Consider the following 19,634-nt stretch of genomic DNA (forward strand, 5'->3'; position numbering starts at 1 on the left):
ACCAACTGAGCTACGGACCCATTCCTTAAGAACGAAATGGATATTAGCTATATCCTATGAGGGGTGCAAGCATAAATTCACTAACTTTGATTCGTTTGGCGAAAATCTAAACTCAACACCCGCTTTTAGACGATTTTATCGACAAAGCATTGGCAGGTACGAGCTAAAAGTGTGATCTACTTAACTTTTATATTTTCGGCTAATTATCGTAGGACACTTCGCTGAGCATCCAAATTTGCAAAACTTGCGATACGTTTGGGCAATCGCCAAACAAAATTTGGTATTTAGGCTCGAAAGGTTCACCAATAAACGTGGTACGAATCAGTTTGCCAGTTTTTAGGTCCACCTGCGTACTCACCCTTCCCTTGAAGTTTTGAAAAATCGCAAATTGTTCACTGTGGTACACCATCTGCTCTCGATAGAACAAAAAGTGGTCTTGTGGTGTTTCAGTAAGTTGGCATTCTAGTGGTTTTAAAGGCTGCTGAGCTTGCACACTCAATGCCACTAGCAATGCAGATAGGCTCCATCCAAATCGCATCGTACGTCCCTATTCTTCTTTCTTTATCAAAGTATAGGAGCTATCGGGGTAACTGCAGCGAAGCTCGGAACTTGTGACTACCAAGAAAGAAAAAAGCTTCAACCAATCCAGTTGAAGCCTTTCTCTATCTCATTATCTGGGAACGAAATGTTTATTCGTCTTCGGTATCAAACACCACGTTGTAGTTTTCTGTGTAGGTACAGTTTGGCTGGCGGCTACAGGTAAAGAAGCGTCGACCTTTAAACTCACCTTGGCTTGCTGTTCTGATGATCATCGGACTGCCACACTTTTTACAAAAGCGGACTTCTTTATCCGGTTCAATCAAATCAATGTGTGCCGCCAATAAACGACGTAAACGCCCCACTTGATAACTGTGTTTCACCGATGCGCCAATCAAAGGAAGGTTCGCCGATTTACACACGTGCATCAGCAGTTTTTGGCGCTCGACTTTGCCTTTATGCAATTGCTGACCATTATCAAGCTCAATAATTACACGAGGTTCAAGCGTTCTAGGGTCGCAGATAACGTAATCAAAGTAGCTGCGTGAAATTCGGTTACTGGCAATAAAGAACTGTTTTTTGTTCTTAACCTCTTTTGGTGCGATCAACGTTGCCATGTTTACTTTGGCAAACACCACAGCATGATCACCAACCGCTGCTCTTAACGCATTAAAAAACGCGCCTTCCTGCCCTTTTAATAAAGGACCTTTCGAACGGTATGGGAAGTCTCGCGTGTCATCGTTTTTGATCACGTACTTTTGAATGATAAAGAAGAAAACAACAAGTAGAACAACAATGATAAAGATGTTGGTCATAGATAAAGTGCGCCTAAAACAACTAGTTGCTCAAAGCCTAAATGGAAATTTTAGCCAGAGCAACAAAACCGATAAATTTTGCGGGGTGATGATAACAGTAGCCAACGTTTTGAACACGATTTTTACGTCAAGTTGAGAGAACAAAAACGGACTCCATTAAGAGCCCGTTTGTTAATCATTGAGATGTAGAGAGAGTGCTAGCTGTTCGCGTCAGGTTGGTTCTCTGGCATGGCATCAATAAACGCAGGCAGTTGATTACATGCTTCTACAATCGAGCTAATTACCGGATAAGGAGTCATATCCACTCCAAAACGTAACGCATTGTACACTTGAGGCACTAAGCAAATATCAACAACAGAGGGAGAGTCAGTCACACTGTAGATACAGTTTCCATGTTGTTGTCTATGCTGGTTTAGCTTCTCTTCTAACGCAGTAAAGCCTTGGTTAACCCAATGATGAATCCACTCGACTTTCGCCTCTTGGTCACACGACAGCTGCCCTTCTAGGTACTGCAACACGCGCAAGTTATTGAGTGGGTGGACCTCCATCGCGATATCCTGAGCCATAGCCAAAGCTTGGTAACGAAGTGGCGATGGTTCTGGAATCACTGGAACTTGTGGATACTGCTCATCGAGATATTGAATGATGGCAAGAGATTGGTTGAGTTGAATATCACCATCCACCAGCACTGGCACAAGCTCAGAGGCGTTTAACTCATGGTATTCCGCGCTATGCTGCTCGCCGCCATTACGTACCAAATGAACCGATTTGGACTCGTACTTCAGCTCTTTTAAGTTCAAACAAATGCGAACTCGATAAGCCGCAGAAGACCGCCAATAGCCATAGAGGGTGATGTTATCGCTCATACTTCCCTTGCCCCTCCCTCTCAGTGTTTTAGGTATTGGCTGACTTGCTGATCAATCGCGCCAAAGATCGAGTTGCCATCTGCGTCAAACATCTCTAGCTTGATTGAGTCACCAAACGACATAAAGCTTGTCGACGGTTTACCATCACGAATGGTTTCAATCATGCGCACTTCTGCAATGCACGAATAGCCTACGCCCCCCTCTTCGATAGAGGTACCATGCTCCGTGCCCTGCTTGTTCGATACGGTGCCCGAGCCAATGATCGCACCCGCAGAAAGTGGACGTGTTTTGCTAGCATGGACAATCAAGTCGGCGAAATCAAACGTCATATCTACACCTGCATTTGGACAGCCAAACGGTGCATTGTTATAGGTTGAAACCAAAGGCAAATGAACTTTGTTTTCATACCATGCTTCTCCCAGTTCATCTGGTGTTACTGCAACAGGAGAAAACGCCGATGACGGTTTTGATTGGAAGAAACCAAAACCTTTCGCCAGCTCCGCTGGGATCAAACCGCGCAACGACACATCGTTAACTAGCATGATAAGACGAATTGCTTCTTGTGCTTCTGCAATGCTTGCTCCCATCGGGACGTCACCGGTGATCACGGCAACTTCACCTTCGAAGTCAATACCCCACTCGTCGCTGGCAAATTCGATGTTGTCGCAAGGACCAATAAATGCGTCGGAACCACCTTGATACATCAAAGGGTCGGTCCAGAAGCTTTCTGGCATTTCCGCACCGCGCGCTTTACGCACTAATTCGACGTGATTGACGTAAGCACTGCCATCCGCCCATTGATAGGCGCGAGGCAATGGTGATGCTAGATAGTGGGATTCAAACTCTTCACTTCCTGAAACCGAACCATTGTTTAGCGCGTTATAAAGATCTTCCAGTTGCGGAGCGACTTTATCCCAGTTATCCAATGCCACTTGCATGGTCGGTGCGAGATGCATCGCGTGGAAAATTTCGGTTGCCGGAACACATTGTGTCAGGTCTTTGCTCACGACCATCAACAGACCATCTCGAGTGCCATTTTTCTTGGTTGCTAATTTCATCCTTGCCCCTTACTTCTCTTGCCAGCTATAGACGTATTCTTTGTTTTCAACCTTATCGAGCTCGTCAGAAAACTCTAACGCGTGGCGCGTATCAATCATCACTGCCACTTCATCGGTGAACTTCTTCTTATACTCCTGACCCGCTTTGAACGCTTTCGGATGAGGGCCATGAGTAAAGCCTGCCGGATGGAAAGTCACCATGCCTGCTTCAATGTCGTCACGGCTAAAGAAATCCCCTGCGTGGTAGAACAAGACTTCGTCATAATCGTCATTGTTATGATAGAACGGTACCTTCAGTGCGCCAGGGTCGCTCTCGATTGGACGTGGCACAAACGTACACACCACGAATCCAGCACCAACAAATGTAGTGTGGGCAGAAGGTGGTAAGTGATAGCGATGCGACATCAAAGGTCGAATATCACGCCAGTTCACTTTCACCACTGCCAAGTCACCGTGCCAACCAATCGCATCAAGCGGGTTGAATGGGTAAGTAATCACGCTGACTTTGTCATGGCGCTTCACATGAACTTGGGTTTGCTCTTCTGAGTATTGCGCACGGAATTCGTCATTAATTGACGGCGTTTGCAGAACCGCTGGGTCAAATACAGCATGATTACCCACCATGCCTTTTTCTGGCAAAGAATAAGCGGCATCGGTGTTTTCAATCATCAGAACAAACATTGGCTCACTTGGTTCTAATCGCCAACTGGTTGAGCGCGGGATCATCACGTAATCGCCTTCGCTCACTTTGAGATGACCATAGTCGCAGTAAAGGTCTGCAGTTCCGTGATGGATGAACAGCAGCTCATCGCCATCGGCGTTACGCACCAAGAAGTCCATCTTCTCGTGCATACGCCATACACGGATCTTACAGTTGGCGTTGTGTAGAAGATGCGGCACTGCCCAAGGCGAAATCTGACTCGCCGTTTCGACTAGGTTGAAATCGAAAGCTCGCGGACGTAAATCGCCTTCCCACTCAGACCAACCTGTCGGTGCGTGTTGATGATGAAAGTGTGCCGCAGGACCGAAGAACCCACTTCGACCTGCTTCACGTTCGTAAATTGCCTCTTCCGGGAAATCAGCATGTGCTTGCTTGGAGCACACTCCCTCCCGATGAGGGAATGTGATCCATTTATGCATCGCTTAGTACTCCTCGGCGGATTTGATCTTCTTCAATCGATTCAAACAAGGCTTTGAAGTTACCTTCGCCAAAGCCCTCGTTGCCTTTACGTTGAATGATTTCGAAGAACACCGGACCAATAACGGTCTGGGTGAAGATTTGCAGCAAGATGCCGTCTTTGGTTGGCGCGCCATCAATAAGAACTTGTAGATCGCGCAGTTTGTTGACGTCTTCCCCGTGTCCTTTTACGCGCTCGTCGACTTTCTCGTAGTACGTATCTGGTGTCGGCATAAAGTCCATGCCACGATCACGCAGTGTTTGAACGGTTTGGTAGATGTCATCGGTGGTCATCGCGATGTGCTGAATACCTTCACCGTTGTATTCACGGATGAACTCTTCAATCTGGGATTTGTCGTCAGAAGACTCGTTGATTGGAATGCGGATCTTGCCACACGGTGCGGTCATTGCGCGGCTAACAAGCCCTGTCAGCTTACCTTCAATGTCGAAGTAGCGAATCTCGCGGAAGTTACCAATGCGCTCGTAAAATCCTGACCACACGTCCATGTTGCCTTGCTTCACGTTATGAGTCAGATGGTCGATTTCGTACATGCCAACGTCTGCTTCCGCTAGACGCTCTTCTGCATCATCGTAGAAGCGGAAGTCGACATCGTAAATGCTCTGTTTGCCGTAACGATCAACGAAGTACAGAAGACTCTCACCGATACCGTAAATTGCCGGAATGCTTAGCTCCATCGGACCGATTTCCGTTTTGTACTCTTCACCGCCGTTATCCAGCGCTTGCTTTAGCGCCACGTTAGCGTCTTGCACGCGAAATGCCATGCCACAAACGGAAGGTCCATGAACTTTAGCGAAGCCTTCTGCCTGACTGTGCGGCTGAGCATTAACGATAAAGCTGATGTCACCTTGTCGGTACAGCCAAGCCTCTTTAGAACGGTGTTTTGCGATTTCTGCAAAACCCAACGAAACAAACAGCGCTTTCAGTTGTTCAATACCTTCGCTATCCGCCGCTGTGTATTCCACAAATTCGAATCCATCCGTGCCTAATGGGTTGTAGGTGTCCACCATGACTTTCTCCTTATGTCATTGTTGTGTTTGAACATACGTTCTTGTTCGATATTTCTAACTTGGCGCAGGAGGAGAAAAATTGGAATACATACGAGGAAATCTAGCTTCATGCACTTTTTGCAACGTAATGTAAAAAATATGTTACACGACATTATTCGCCCGCAATCGTTTACGTGAAAAATAAGGAAAACACATAATATCAACGCATTAGCATATCGTTTTTAAATTTACACGCCCAATTAAGATGTAAACAGGTTGTTACCGCAATGACTTTTGTGGGCAGTAACGCGCAATTCTCATTCAAACAGTGTCAATATACGGACAATTATTCTGATAATATATGGAATGAGTGCCGATAAGTGGTAGTATCATTTTTTAACCACTACACTGGCAAATAGTTATGGCACGCCGAACTCAAGAAGATACCCAGATTACCATCAACACCATCCTCGATGTCGCGACAGAGCAGTTGATCAAGCTTGGTTACGAGAAGATGTCCTACACGACGTTGAGTGAGCAATCGGGAATATCGAGGACGGGCATAAGCCATCACTTTGCAAAGAAAGCCGATATTCCTCGCGCTCTACAAGGCCGACTACTAAAAATCATGGCCGATAAGTTGAACATGTCAGGTAATGAAAAAGACTTCATTGACAGTTGGGAACATGCGTTTGGCGATGAAGCGTTTATGGCGATTTGGCGTTTGGCATTTTTGATGACCGTTTGTGAGCATCACACACCTTATCTCAATGAGATTCAAACGCAGATTGAGACTGTTGCATCGTTCAAGCTTAACAAGTCATGCCAACGCACGATTGAATGGTTGATAGGCGTAACTTTATTGAGCTTGCAAAAAAGTTAACCCAATTATCTGGATACGAGGCCGAGTCAGTGACTCGGCTTTTTGCGTTTTTATACTCAGAAAACTTGGATTTGATTATTATTTAAGTATAGCGGCCGAACTCTTTGCAGAGTTCGGCCTATCCAGAAAGGCAGTGCGAGAGGACATGAATAAACAGAGACTGTATTAACCCATAGATGTGATACTGCTTCAATAATTACCCGTTAAATTACAATCGACTATGCAGTTATACTGTTAACTTTTCATCAATTACATAAATAGCTCGACTCTGTACATAAATACCACTCGCCCTTATATAAATCAGTCACTTTCGATATTTTTAAAAATTCGCTAAAAGCTCATAACAAACGATTAGTTTTTCTCTATCACCCCAAAAAACTGGGTGTTAGTCTTGTTTACATATTTACCTAGCCCATTTTTACTTTCGTGACCACCGCATCAGATCCGGTAATTCGTAGGTCAAGAGAATGTCAGGCAGCGGTATTTTTTGATTCAAGACAGTTTTGACACGGACTAGGTGTGTAATAAGAGGTGTTCTGTTCCCTTTCGGGCTCGCACTCTATACCGCTGCGGTCTCGACCAAGAAAGAAAGAGACATCCAAATGACACAAATTAATCAAGAACGTCTAGTTGAACATTTCTGCCAACTGGTTCGCATCGATAGCGAATCTATGAATGAAAAACAAATCGCAGAAACTCTGGCTGAGCAACTGGGCGAGTTAGGCTTTACGGTTCAAAAACTACCTGTACCAGAACACATTTCTAATGGCTTCAACGTTTATGCACGTCTAGAAGGTAAGAAAGAAGGCTCTATCCTCATGAGCTGCCACATGGATACAGTAACGCCTGGTATCGGCATTGAGCCGATCATCGAAGATGGCATCATTCGATCTAAAGGCAATACAATCCTTGGCGGTGATGACAAGTCTGGCATTGCTGCAATCATGGAAGCGGTTCGTTGCATCCAAGCTGAAAACCTAGAGCACAAAACGTTAGAGCTTGCTTTCACTGTGCATGAGGAAGGCGGTCTGTTCGGCTCTGAGTACTTCGACATGACACACGTAACGTCTAAAGAAGCGATCGTACTGGACACAGGCGGTCCTATCGGCACTATCGTGACAGCAGCACCTGGTCAGCAAAAAATCGTTGCAACAATCAAAGGTCGCCCAGCACACGCGGGGCTAGCACCTGAAGAAGGCATCAGCGCAATCATGGTAGCGGCAGATGCAATCAACCACATGAAGCTGCTTCGTATCGATGAAGAAACCACAGCAAACATCGGTATGGTGAACGGCGGTCAAGCGACAAACATCGTGATGCCAGAACTAAAAATCGTTGCTGAAGCACGCTCTCTAAACGGTGAGAAGCTAGAAGCGCAAGTGAACCATATGATCTCTACCTTCGAGTCAGTATGTGAAAAACACGGCGCAGAAGTTGAAATCGAATCAAGCCGCGCATACGACGCATTTGTTATCGAAGAAGACAACGCTCACGTCTCAGCAATCAAAGCGGCATTCGCTGACATGGGCATCGATGCATTCACAAAAGGCACTGGTGGCGGCAGCGACGCAAACAACTTCAACAAGAAAGGTCTAACAACGGTAAACCTTTCTACTGGTATGGCGAAAGTACACACAACTGAAGAATTCATCGCGGTTGACGACATGGTGAAAATCACGGAATTCGTTAAGCACTTCCTAGTGAAATAATCTAGAGAATAAAGCGTAACTAACGCTGAATTTGAAACGCTAACTCGAATCCCCTTCTTGCTTGTGCATGGAGGGGATTTTTATTTCCGTTGAGTAACGTCCCCTTCTATTACGCAGTTAAGCCACCAAAAAACAACGATTCCCCAGAGCAATATGGCGTACGCATACATAGAAAACACCATTTTGTATAGATGGATAAATGTGAATTTGGACATAAGGTACCAATCTGATTTCGTGATCAAATCAGAGCTGGAAGCAAAATCACAGGCATAATTCATGCTATCTATTTCGCCGGCGGTTCCCATCAGATAATCAAATCCATAAGCCACTTGCATTGAGAGTGCTTATGTAATCCCCCTCCATACTGTGTCGAGCTTCTGGCGACACATAAATGTCTATTCAATTGGCAAAAGTAGAGTCTAATATGAAGAAAAACACGCTCGCTTGGCTGATCTCATCCTTATTAGGAAGTACAGCCACTTTCGCATACGCGAACCACGATCTGACACTGGTCGAAATCGGAAACCAAACCTTTGAACGCATGGAAATGCTCAAGCAGTTAGCAGACAAAGGTCAAGGTACGTCTCAACGCGATGGCGAAACCTACCTTGATTTCCAAGGCTATGAATACTGGGTGAACTTTGATGGCTACCCTAAGTTCCCATTCTTATTCGGCGATCAAGACCAAGCCTACCGCAACGTGGTGGACTTCGTCGGTACTGAATGGGAATTCATCATGTACAACGGTGGCTTCTACCTGATGCACAAAGAGTTTGGCGTGATGAACCCAGACGACACAGGTTGCTACGTAGAATATATCCCTGCTGCGCGTGGCTCAAAGCGTCCAAATGGCGAATACATTTGGCAGTCGGACATGATTCAAAACATCGAGACTTCTGATTGTGGCGACCTATCTGCGCCAAACATCAATGCATTTAACGTAGCCAGCGTTTCAGATCAAGGTGTTCAGCTAAAATGGGCTACGCAAAACACGAATAACAATGTGGTTTTGACGTTGACCGAATCAGGTTCTGAGCCTGTTCGTTACGACAACGTTCAATCTGGCTTGTTCATTGATAACCTGAAACCAGACACTCGGTACACGGCGGAGCTTTCTTCGTGCAATGCGATTGATTGTATCGAGCCACAAAAGATTGAGTTCACGACAAGTGCAGCACGCCTTGGCTACGCAGACGAATTAACGCTAGTAAATCACTTGAATGGCGGTTTGACTGGTTCTATCCATTTTGCTCAAACCCATACTACCACCGCCCCGAATCAAAACGATGTGAACCTGTTCCCTGACTTGGTGATCGACCGTGAAGCTCTGCTTTTATTCACGCCAGAAGACAAAACCGTTCAGCAAGTTTGGGTAGAAGTGAGCTTTGAAGGCACTGTAATCACTCGCCTCCCAATGCTGTCACCAAGCGCGCTTGCGGCTTCTGATCAGCCAGATAATGGACGTTCTAAAGTGGTATTCTCCCATCACGCGTGGTCACTGCCGTTGCAATGGGATTGGATGAAGCCAGGCTTGTCGCTGCGCTTAACCGATAACACTGATCGCCAAGGCGACTTAGCTGCCAATGAACTTGTCTTTGGCGGCGCGCCGGAGCTTATCATTCAAAACATCGACATGGGTATGCTCACGGCGCCACGTGATGGCAACACCATGATCAAAAACATGGCAAAACTCAGCGCCGATTACTTCCAGAAAATCCCAGCATCTAAACTGGTGATGGCAGATTACACTGCCGCTTATTTCCCGAAAGTAACGCTGCCAAACGGTAAGGTTTACACCACAAGCTCCGATGGTGAAGGTGGCTGGCACGGTGGTGACATGCGTGAAGCCATTGGTAAAGCACTGGTATCTACAGGTGTGAATAATGCGAACGTCGGCATTGTCGATAGTGCCGGCTATTCGCAAGCTTACAATAAACGCTTCAACCACATTACTGCGCACACCAACCGCGGCGTGTACACCAACGGCGTTATTGACCATGGCGGCAGTGGCGGTGGCGGCATCGTGACGTTAACAGCGACAACCGGTAACGAATGGTCACACGAACTGGGTCATAACTATGGTCTCAGTCACTACCCTTGGTATGCTTCCACGCACGATTTGGAATCTGGTTGGGGTTGGGATGCTCTGCATCGCCGCTTTATCGGTAACTTACACTGGACAGGTGAAGCCACGACTAACGATGTGGGTGGTGAAGTGGTACCACCATTTGCGGGTGAATTCCGCTTTATGCGTGACGCTCAAGCCGGTGGTGAAGCCGCACTATTAGGCACCATTAGTCATTACACGTTAGAGCACCCTTCTCAGTCTCGCCGTGTACAAACTTGGCTCAATAACGGCTTTAACGTTGATTTAAACAGCTCGACTGGCTATGTTCGTTGGAATCAAGAAAGCCAAAGTTACGAAGAAGCACAAACCGACACGCCAGTACCTAGTGCGGCAGGCGTACCTGTTGTCACCATGTTGGGCATTTACGATCCGCGTAACGAACTTGCAAACCAAGTGTACCCGCTAATTTACTCCAACTACGGCAACGTATTTGAGCTGCCTTCTGCACCCGACGTAACTTACCATCCGGAAGGTTGGCAAGCGGTGTCTTCTTTGTCTGACGAGCAAATTCAACAAGATTTGTGGCAAACGATGAAGGTCAACAACCAGCAGGCTCGTATTTGTCAGTTCAGCTACACAGCAAGCAACGGCGAAAGCGCAAACTTCGTTGGTACAGTCAGTGCGGATATGGCTCGTTGTGAAAGCAGCGAAGATATGTACTGGGACATCAATGGTCACCGTGAGCGCATGATATCTCAAGATCATGACTACTCACTGCTGTCTAAATACGGTGAAGGCGCTGTGACTTACACGCCGAACACCGAAATTGGCGAAGTGCCACTTTGCGTGCTTGATAAATCTGGCACGAGCCATGATGGTGCGGGCTACTTTACCTCTTCCCATTGCCAACAGTTTAGCGGCGTGAAACACAACAACGGAGCAGATTGGCGTTACGCACGACATCAAGGTGGAATGCATCAACCGAGTATGATCTCTCAACGTAGCTGCGCAGTTACGGTGGAACGCCAGGATGGCTCAGTACAGAACATTGCGGTTGCAAGTAGCCGATTAAACGACTCACAAAGCAATAAGTTCCACTTTAACCTAGAGCAACTGCCACTGCCGACTCGTGTCACCTTAAGTTGTACTGACGTGAATGGTGAACAAGTGCTAGATAGCTTGATCCCTGATCAAAACCCAGCGATCGATAAGCTTGTTGGTCCTATCTTTGTTGGTCAGGAGCACGGTTACAAACAATACGTTGATGAACAAGTCATGTTTGCCGACAACGCAGCGTTAAACCGCATCGACTTTGGCTTTGTGGCTGACTTCGACAAGTTCGTAGCAGACAACTACGGAGCGGGTGTGCTGAACAATGGTGAGACAAGCGCAGAACGCCGCGCTGGTGCACTTTACGTGTACCCTAACCCAGTCACCGGCACTCGCGATTACTTCCTAATGCGTGATATCTCTGCGGCGGATTTCCCAACCAACCAAGCAGACAATGAAGGCTGGAAGTACCTAGGCTCAGCGGAAAACCATGTCCAGTTTGGTTTTAACCCACTGAAAGTCGATCGTAGTAACATCGACAATGCACAGCGCATTGCCAACTACTTCAATCAACCGCAGTTGCTAACGTGGGAACAAGCGAGTTCAACGGCATGGGGACAATCTGAGAACGCTATTTTCATTGATACCGATGAAAGTGGTGAGCGCCGTTACTTTATGCAAAAACGTCCGGGAGTGAACAGCGCGTTGCCAGTTCAAAACACCTCTGACGCTGATTGGCGCTTTATTGGTAGCGATACGGATATTGAACAGTACATTGCTGAGCTCAACAGTGACCTAGCTAAGTTTGAAGCCGAAATATTAAACTGGTACAAGCAAGATCGCATGGGAGTTTGGGGCGAGAACAACAACACGGGAACGATAAACGATATTTACGTGTACCACTTCCGTGGTGGTTACCATTACTACCGCCTCATTGACGGCAAGTACTGGTACTTCCCTTGGCCAACGGAGGCGAACCCAAACAACGCTGATTGGCAATATCTCGGTCAGTTCTAACTCGTAAAAATGTTCGTAGCATGATCATTTAACGTTAACGCCCTACCTAAGCTCAGACTTGTGTAGGGCTTCTTTCTATTTTATTTCTGCGGTCTTTTTGGCGTAGCCCTCAAACCGAGTTACACTACGCCCTCTTTTCCTTTTCTGATTCATTCCCATGACTGATGCTGATATCGAGCTGCAACACCTTTGGTTAGAAGTCCAAGCTGAGCGCTGGCAGAACCTGTCACGCTTTTTGTTTAGCTATTACTGCTACAAACACAACATCGTGAGTAAAACCAATAAAGTATGTTGGGAAACTGCCCGTGCTTCACTACCTTGTTCTAAGACAATTACCAAGCGCAAACATGCGGTTATCGAACCATTGATACCGGAAGATACGGTCGTTGGACTATTAAAAACCATCAGTAAAGATGGCGACATGAGCTTTGAAATAATGGTGAGCACACTCGACACATTTTTGCGCTATGTTGTGATCAGCAAACAAGAAAAAGCCCAGCTTAAACCCAACATGCCAGCAAGTTGGTATCAGCAAGAGAGCAAGCTATTAATGGCACGTTTTGAGCTCGCGGGAATTGTCGTTTAAGGTACGTCGATGCAATTACAAACCCTAGGTAAAGGACGCTTCGAGGCGCAATGGAGTGAAGATAAGCATCTCATCGAAAAAACGATCCGAGATTGCATCTGTACGCGCCGAATTTTTGATGAAAACGAAAAGCTCCTTACCCAAGGTGAGCATGTCGAAAACTTATATCTGGTCGATTCCGGTCGCATTTCCATGGGTGTCACGGCAAGAAACGGCAAAACCTTTCTGCTTGGTACGCTTGAGTGTGAACAACAAGTCTTTGGTGAGATGGAGTTCTTTACCGGCTATCGCTGCCAAATGGACATCGTTCCGGTAGAACCGGTTGAAGTTGCGATTATTGACGCGCAAAAGCTGCAAAAATGCTTGTTAGAACAGCCTCGACTGTCGCTTTACTTTGCCAGCGCCATCGCGATTGATTACCAAGATACGGTGGAGATTCTTTCTCGCCGATTACTCTACCCAATCACCTATAACGTGGCGTACGACATTTATCATCAGTATTTAAATGACCTGCCAGTGGATGGGTTCCAAAAGAACTATTTGGAAGCGGAGCGATTTGCCACCTCAGACCGTGTTTATCGCCGCGCAGTGAAAGAGCTTGAAAACAAGGGCTTTATCGCCAAAGAAAAGAAAGGATTACGTATTCTCGACTTGGACGGACTGCGTAATTTTGTTGAAGAATAGCTAAGTTCTTCAATCGTAAATGAGAAAAGGTCTGCATGGTGCAGACCTTTTTGTTCTCTTACTTAACTTCATTTAAGCGGTTTGCGTTTGCTCTACTGTCTTAAACTTCATTGAAACCACTAGCATTGCGACGACTACTGCGTAGATAACTGGGATAGCGTACATCACGGTTTGCAGACCAACCACGCTTTCCATTACCGAACTGATAGCTGGGCTAAACATCGCGCCCGCACTGCCGCTGATTAAGATGTAAGACACGTTCTTACTGGTTGCATTGCGCACAAACGATACACCATAAGCGATGAAAGCATTGTAAAGCGCTGCACAAGCAAAGCCGTAACCGTAAGTCAGGTATGACAACCATTCTAGTTTATCCGTAGTAACGATAACGCTGGTGATCACCATAGCAACAGAGATGATGGTCAGTAAGAAAGTCTGAATCTTCATGCGCGAAACAATCACGGTAGAAACCAACGCGCCAACCAGAGCTGCAGACCAGTATTGAGTGATGATGTTGCCCGCTTGCTCAAATGGAATATCAAACTTCTCTTTCACGAACATTGGCGCCCAAGTTAAGAAGGTGTATAGCGCAAGCATACCTAGGAACAAACCTACGCCACCGCTGATGATACCGAAGTTCCATTCAGATTTTGCTTCTTGCTCAGAGCCGCTTTCACCACCACATTGGTTAAAGTTGGTCAGCAGAGCAACAAACATGGTTGCCAACGCCACTACACCCACGCTTAGGTAACTGATGCTCCAGTTCATTGCGTTCGTCAGCGCGTAAGTGGTGATCAATGGGAAGACGACGCCTGCAACATTAAAGGTCGCATCTTGAACCACCAGCATGGTGCTTTGAATTTTGTCTTTCCACACCGATACTACGATAGTACCCGCGATACAAAGACCGACACCGCCACAGAAACCAATCACAGTCATGCCAAGCATCACGATAAACAGAGATGGCGCGACGTATAGACTCAGTGCTGCCGCGGCAATCGCGCCGTAACACAATACGGTCATGCGTTTAATGCCGACTTTTTCAATCAAAAAGAAAGCCGCGATCGTACCGGCAAGTGCGCCGCCGTTTAGCAGCGAGAAAATCGACGCGACTTCGTTAACGTTCGCATCAAAGGTGTTGGCAAGCGGTTCAACCAACATACCAAATTGGGTTGCAAAACCCGCCATGATGAAGTTGGCGAGAAAGCTAATTGCGGTGAGTGTTATTTTATTTTTCATAATTCACTCCAAGGGCTCATGAGATAGATGTTCTTAGTATTAGAGAGAGCCGACTAACCAGCTCTCAAAGAAAACTTAATTGTAGGGTTAAGCTTTAATCGCAGTTTCTAGCGCGATTTCAATCATGTTATTGAAAGAAAGTTGACGCTCTTCTGCTGTGGTTTCTTCACCAGTAATGCAGTGATCAGACACGGTCAAAATCGCCAGCGATTCAATGCCGAATTGGTGTGCCAAGCCGTACAAGCCCGCTACTTCCATATCCACACCAAGCGCGCCAAAGCGCTCTAGGGCTGGGATCATGTCTTCATCCGGATCGTAGTAAAGATCGCCTGTGAAGATGTTACCCACTTTGACATCAATACCCTTCTCTTTCGCAGACATGTAAGCGTTGTGCAGCAATTCAAACGTTGCAGACGTTGCCATATGGTAGCCACTGCTGCGCTTAGCATTCGTCGGTGAATCTGTGCCTGCCGCTTGGGCTAGGATAACGTCGCGCATGTGAACATCTTTTTGCGTCGCGCCGATGCTGCCGATTCGGATGATGCGTTTCACACCAAAGTCATTAATCAGTTCGTGACCGTAAAGCACCATTGATGGAATGCCCATGCCGTGCCCCATCACTGAAATGCGCTGACCTTTGTAGTAGCCGGTGTAGCCCAACATGTTACGAATGTCCGTAACCAGTTTGGCATCATCTAGGTAGGTTTCAGCGATGTATTTAGCGCGTAACGGATCGCCCGGCATGATAACAGTTGAAGCAAAATCTTCTGCAGAACCTGCGATATGAGCAGTCATAGTGTTTTCCTCTTTCGTTCTGATGGCGCAATCATAATGAGGAAACAGGACAAAGTTTCAGGACAAAAGTCCGGTTTGAAAGTGCGAGCTCTCATAACTGAGAAAACAGTAAATATGGGGTCAGTTCAACAGATAAACCGACGAAGTTGCATCGGTTCGAAGCGAATGATCATTAATGACTGAAATAGCTACGGTAAAGAAAGAAATATAAAAACAGATTACAAATTCTGTCATGGAGGTTTACAGGTTTGCTTTTTAATCAGAGGGCCGCTTATAACTTCAACTCATTCAATAAATCAGATTCATTGTCATTGATTTTTAAGAGCCTCTCAAAAGAAAAGTTGTAATTATAGTATTACTTTTCCTTTTTATTATATTTATAAAAATCACCTGTAGTTTTTATTTAGATTCAATAGTGAGTATAGATTCTGCAACAACCTTATTTCTTCCACTCAGTTTTGCTTTATATAAACACTGGTCTACTTTATCTAAGAAGTATCGAATGTCTAAGTGTGTTTCTACCCGTTGACTAAATACGCCAATAGAGCTCGTTAGCAAGTGAGCCTGAGCATTATTTTCGCATAGGATTGAAAGTTTAGAGATCGATTCTCTCAATGACTCTGCGCGCTCAACGCAATGTTCATGCTCTGAGTCGACAAGCACAATCAAAAACTCTTCCCCACCCATTCGAAAAGCGATTTCGTCAACACCATTGAATTGCGAAGATAATAACGTCCCAACCTTGGTGATGGCCTCATCGCCCTTTAGGTGACCAAGCTCGTCATTCAGTTGTTTGAAGTAATCTAAGTCAATGGAAATAAAGCTGACAGTTTGCTTTCCTGCTTGCGCTTTAGAAAGAATGTCTGGCGTCATGATGTTGAAGTATCGACGGTTATATAGTCCCGATAATTCATCAGTTATCGCAAGTTCTTGCAGCTTTTTGTTGAGACATCTCAACTCTTTCTCTGCCACAAAACGACGATGTTTTTCTCTAACAAGCTCGATGGATTGAGTAGACACTTCAAAATACATTTTGAGAACGGTATCTGCGACTAAGCCGTTGATACCTTGGAGTGTATCTACCGCATTCACTTTTGCCGTCTCTAAAGAATCGGTAGATTCCAACTCTTTCAACGCGACACTCATTTTCTTGTCGTCACCGATGATATGGAATACGAGCCAGCGAATTAAGAACTGCAGAATATGTTCGATAGATTCTTGCCAGTTGAGGGTTTTAGATTCAGATTGAATCTTGATGACTTCGTTAACGAACGATGCATGACTTTTCTTGTGATCATCATTCCAAACATCATCGAGAAAGTGTTCGTTCCAGATGCTTTCTTCAAAAGAGAAGTGATATTGAGCGTAGTCCTTTAATTCACTAAACACACCGTCAACTTCTATTTGGTCATCATAAATCAACGTATTGGCTAATTTATTTACCAATAAAAAGAGATGGTAATGTTGTTCATCGATCTTTTTAATCCCTGTCTCAAAATTGTGATTCCAAGGAAAAATGATCAGTTCATTATCAGACATAACTATTCATGCATTAACACTATTTCTTGTGGGGGATAGTACCCCATGTTATTTAAAGTTGATAGCCCTTATAATCAAATCAATTAAGCAGAACAATAACCAAATTTGTTATAAATATTAAATTAATAAATTTAATGTTAAAAAATAGCACCGACAGAGTGGTGCTATTTTTATGGGTTAGAACAGTATACTGTGAATAATTACTTTAATTCAATCCACGCTTTACGCTGCGCTTTGTCCATGTAGGACCAAGCTATAAAGCGGCTGATTTTTTGTCCTTGGCTCATTTCTACGATTCGGATCGCTTTTACACCCAACTTTTCAAGTTGCTTGCGCATCGGACGAACATTATCTTTCTTTGAGATTAACGTGGTAAACCAAAGCACTTGTGCACTGAATGCTTGGCTTTCGTTCGCCATCTTACGGATAAAAGCAGCTTCACCACCTTCACACCATAGCTCAGCATTTTGACCACCAAAGTTAAGCGTTGGTTTATTGGCTTTTACTTGCGGCGTTTTTGCTTGATTAGCATGAACCTTCACGCCCTTCTTACGCTGATTCGCTTTTAAATTCTCTAACTTACGCTGACTGCCCATCGCCGCTTCTTCAGCAGAGCGATGGAATGGCGGGTTACAAGTCGTAATATCGTAGCGATCGTTTGGCTGGATAATACCGAGGTAAATATTGGATTCACTGGTTTGTTGTACGAGTTCGATCTTACCGTTTAACGAGGCGTTACGTTCTGTGATTGCTCGTGCTGATTCAATCGATTTTGGGTCAACATCGCTACCGGTGTAATGCCATCCATATTGAGTCACACCTACGATTGGGTAAATACAGTTTGCCCCTACACCCACATCAAGCGCTCGCACTTTATGGTGGGCGTATTTGCCTTTTACTTCAGCATCAAGCAACTCGGCTGCACGATGAACGTAATCCGCGCGCCCAGGAATTGGCGGGCACAAGTAAGTATCAGGGATATCCCAATATTCAATATCATAGTGCGCCGCCAGCAATGCTTTGTTGAGCATCTTGACGGCTTTTGGATCGGAGAAATTAATTGAGTCTTCCCCTTTCGGGTTCTTTATCACAAATGATTTGAGCTGAGGCTCTGCTGTGATTAGCTTTTTGAAATCGTAGCGACCTCGATGTGCATTACGTTCATGCAAGCCACTTTTAGCAATTTTGATCACTTCCACATCGCTACTTTGGTTAACGGCGTTAGCTTTCAGACCAGTGTTTTTTGCTGCACTTGCGGCTTTTGCTGTCGGCTTATTTTTCACACGCTTTGGTTTGATCTTGGTGGCATCTTTGCTCGGCTTAGACTTCGCCGTTTTTGGCTGAGCTTGTTTCGCGTTGTGATTATTGGTCTTCATTCGAATTCGCTTTTAAATCGAGGTAAATCATAAACAGACGAGCATCAAATTCGAGTTGGTGATACTCAGGCTCCATATAACAGCACAGTTGGTAAAATGCTTTGTCGTGGTTTTTCTCACGAGTGTGCGCCAACTCATGCACCACCAGCATACGTAATAACGCTTCAGGTGCATCTTTAAACACGTTCGCAATACGTATCTCATTTTTCGATTTGAGCTTGCCACCATGGTTACGGCTGATCACGCTATGCAAACCAAGTGCATTGTTGACGGCGTGAATTTTCTTATCGTAGACCACTTTGCTAATAGGCGCGGCTTTCTTCATATAGCGGTTTTTGATCGCTATTGCGTACTCGTAGAGTGCCTTTTCGCTTTTGATTTGGTGTCTATCTGGGTAGCGTTTTTCGAACCAAGGCACCAGTTTACCGCTGTCGATGAGTGAACTGACTTGCTCAACAATGTTCTGCGGATAACCTTGAATGTATCGAAGTGACGGATGCATGCGTATTAAGTCTGCTATGACAAAAGAAAGGCGCTAAATATACCTGAGATAAGGAAGAGTTTCATCTTAGGTTTCGAGCTTTCCTTTGTTGCGAAACCTCGCTAAACTTCGCCTCCCGACGATAATGGAGAGAAATTGAATGAAACGTGTCGTTCTTTACGTCAAAGACAAATGCCCGCACTGCAAAGATGCTCAACGTTATCTTGATTCGAAAAATATTAACTACCGCTTGTGCAACGCAAAAGCATAGCGACCGATTTGGGGGAAGAAGAAAATGAAAAGATTGGTGTTATATGTCGCTGACAAATGCCCTCACTGTAAAGACGCTCAACGTTACTTGGATTCGAAAGGTTACAAATACAGGTTAACGAATGCGAAAATGCAAAGAGGTCGTAAGGAGTTGGACGCTATTGGTGCTAGGTCTGTGCCTGTGTTGAAGATTGGCGATCAAATCATGATTGGTTGGAATCAAAAGAATTTTGAGCGCATGTATAAAGCCTAACAAACAACAACTTAAATAAAATCAATAGCTAACACACTTATCCACAACCTTACCCACAGAATCAATAAAACTTATCAACATTGGCTTTTTCAAAAAAGTCAATTAGTTTGTTACTTCAGCAGCACAAATGTGACACAGATTAAGTTTTGACTCGCTTGTTTTTAATGAAATTGACGCTCCGTTAAGTTACTATGTGCGCATCAGACGTAATAATGACATGTTT

Annotated in this window: 17 protein-coding genes and 1 pseudogene; 7 read left to right on the forward strand and 11 right to left on the reverse strand. The window is 45.2% G+C overall.

Annotated features, from left to right (window positions below):
• Positions 1 to 199: 199 nt before the first annotated feature.
• The 6 genes from BCT11_RS20970 to hppD form a co-directional block, all read right to left on the reverse strand.
• The gene (locus tag BCT11_RS20970; RefSeq protein WP_045406942.1) at positions 200 to 538 is read right to left on the reverse strand and encodes a hypothetical protein; all 339 of its coding nucleotides are present in this window, start codon (positions 536 to 538) and stop codon (positions 200 to 202) included.
• A gap of 151 nt (positions 539 to 689) precedes the next feature.
• Positions 690 to 1,352: a DUF2726 domain-containing protein gene (locus tag BCT11_RS20975; RefSeq protein WP_039978152.1), complete on the reverse strand. Its 663-nt coding sequence runs from the start codon at positions 1,350 to 1,352 to the stop codon at positions 690 to 692.
• A gap of 197 nt (positions 1,353 to 1,549) precedes the next feature.
• Positions 1,550 to 2,218, reverse strand: a complete 669-nt coding sequence (gene maiA, locus BCT11_RS20980; protein ID WP_102389198.1) for a maleylacetoacetate isomerase — start codon at positions 2,216 to 2,218, stop codon at positions 1,550 to 1,552.
• Between the two features lie 20 nt (positions 2,219 to 2,238).
• A complete protein-coding gene (locus BCT11_RS20985) occupies positions 2,239 to 3,276 on the reverse strand; it encodes a fumarylacetoacetate hydrolase family protein (RefSeq protein ID WP_102389199.1) in 1,038 nt (345 codons plus the stop codon).
• A gap of 9 nt (positions 3,277 to 3,285) precedes the next feature.
• Positions 3,286 to 4,416, reverse strand: a complete 1,131-nt coding sequence (locus BCT11_RS20990) for a homogentisate 1,2-dioxygenase (protein ID WP_102389200.1) — start codon at positions 4,414 to 4,416, stop codon at positions 3,286 to 3,288.
• Positions 4,409 to 5,482 carry a 4-hydroxyphenylpyruvate dioxygenase gene (gene hppD / locus BCT11_RS20995; protein ID WP_102389201.1) on the reverse strand — a complete coding sequence of 358 codons (1,074 nt, stop codon included), beginning with the start codon at positions 5,480 to 5,482 and terminating at the stop codon, positions 4,409 to 4,411. Before hppD ends, BCT11_RS20990 begins: the two co-directional genes overlap by 8 nt.
• 400 nt (positions 5,483 to 5,882) lie before the next feature.
• On the opposite strand from hppD, the gene BCT11_RS21000 reads away from it, so the two are divergent.
• From BCT11_RS21000 to BCT11_RS21025, 5 genes are all read left to right on the forward strand, one after another.
• Entirely contained in the window at positions 5,883 to 6,344 is a 462-nt protein-coding gene (locus BCT11_RS21000) for a TetR/AcrR family transcriptional regulator (RefSeq protein ID WP_102389202.1), read from the forward strand.
• A 602-nt stretch (positions 6,345 to 6,946) separates the two neighbouring features.
• Complete coding sequence (locus BCT11_RS21005; protein WP_102389203.1) at positions 6,947 to 8,053, forward strand: M20/M25/M40 family metallo-hydrolase; 1,107 nt, start codon at positions 6,947 to 6,949, stop codon at positions 8,051 to 8,053.
• A 424-nt stretch (positions 8,054 to 8,477) separates the two neighbouring features.
• Positions 8,478 to 12,188 carry a M66 family metalloprotease gene (locus BCT11_RS21015; RefSeq protein WP_157939366.1) on the forward strand — a complete coding sequence of 1,237 codons (3,711 nt, stop codon included), beginning with the start codon at positions 8,478 to 8,480 and terminating at the stop codon, positions 12,186 to 12,188.
• Between the two features lie 157 nt (positions 12,189 to 12,345).
• The gene (locus BCT11_RS21020) at positions 12,346 to 12,774 is read left to right on the forward strand and encodes a hypothetical protein (RefSeq protein ID WP_102389205.1); all 429 of its coding nucleotides are present in this window, start codon (positions 12,346 to 12,348) and stop codon (positions 12,772 to 12,774) included.
• Positions 12,775 to 12,783: 9 nt separating this feature from the next.
• Entirely contained in the window at positions 12,784 to 13,458 is a 675-nt protein-coding gene (locus BCT11_RS21025) for a Crp/Fnr family transcriptional regulator (protein WP_005439924.1), read from the forward strand.
• 72 nt (positions 13,459 to 13,530) lie between these two features.
• On the opposite strand, the gene tsgA is transcribed toward BCT11_RS21025, so the two are convergent.
• From tsgA to BCT11_RS21050, 5 genes are all read right to left on the reverse strand, one after another.
• Positions 13,531 to 14,697, reverse strand: a complete 1,167-nt coding sequence (tsgA, locus tag BCT11_RS21030; RefSeq protein WP_102389206.1) for an MFS transporter TsgA — start codon at positions 14,695 to 14,697, stop codon at positions 13,531 to 13,533.
• Positions 14,698 to 14,784: 87 nt separating this feature from the next.
• Entirely contained in the window at positions 14,785 to 15,492 is a 708-nt protein-coding gene (deoD, locus tag BCT11_RS21035; protein WP_102389207.1) for a purine-nucleoside phosphorylase, read from the reverse strand.
• Between the two features lie 399 nt (positions 15,493 to 15,891).
• The gene (locus tag BCT11_RS21040) at positions 15,892 to 17,031 is read right to left on the reverse strand and encodes a diguanylate cyclase (protein WP_102389208.1); all 1,140 of its coding nucleotides are present in this window, start codon (positions 17,029 to 17,031) and stop codon (positions 15,892 to 15,894) included.
• Between the two features lie 200 nt (positions 17,032 to 17,231).
• Entirely contained in the window at positions 17,232 to 18,407 is a 1,176-nt protein-coding gene (rlmF, locus tag BCT11_RS21045; protein WP_102389209.1) for a 23S rRNA (adenine(1618)-N(6))-methyltransferase RlmF, read from the reverse strand.
• Complete coding sequence (locus BCT11_RS21050; RefSeq protein WP_005427832.1) at positions 18,394 to 18,909, reverse strand: M48 family metallopeptidase; 516 nt, start codon at positions 18,907 to 18,909, stop codon at positions 18,394 to 18,396. The genes rlmF and BCT11_RS21050 overlap by 14 nt, the downstream gene beginning before the upstream one ends.
• A 139-nt stretch (positions 18,910 to 19,048) precedes the next feature.
• Between BCT11_RS21050 and BCT11_RS21055 the strand changes: the two are divergent.
• Together BCT11_RS21055 and BCT11_RS21060 are read left to right on the forward strand one after the other, a co-directional pair.
• Positions 19,049 to 19,156 (forward strand): annotated as a pseudogene (locus BCT11_RS21055) (glutaredoxin domain-containing protein); the annotation flags it as partial.
• Between the two features lie 27 nt (positions 19,157 to 19,183).
• Entirely contained in the window at positions 19,184 to 19,411 is a 228-nt protein-coding gene (locus BCT11_RS21060; RefSeq protein ID WP_102389210.1) for a glutaredoxin family protein, read from the forward strand.
• Positions 19,412 to 19,634 lie beyond the last annotated feature (223 nt).

Source organism: Vibrio sp. 10N.222.52.B12, from assembly GCF_002875385.1.
GTDB classification, from domain to species: Bacteria; Pseudomonadota; Gammaproteobacteria; order Enterobacterales; family Vibrionaceae; genus Vibrio; species Vibrio jasicida.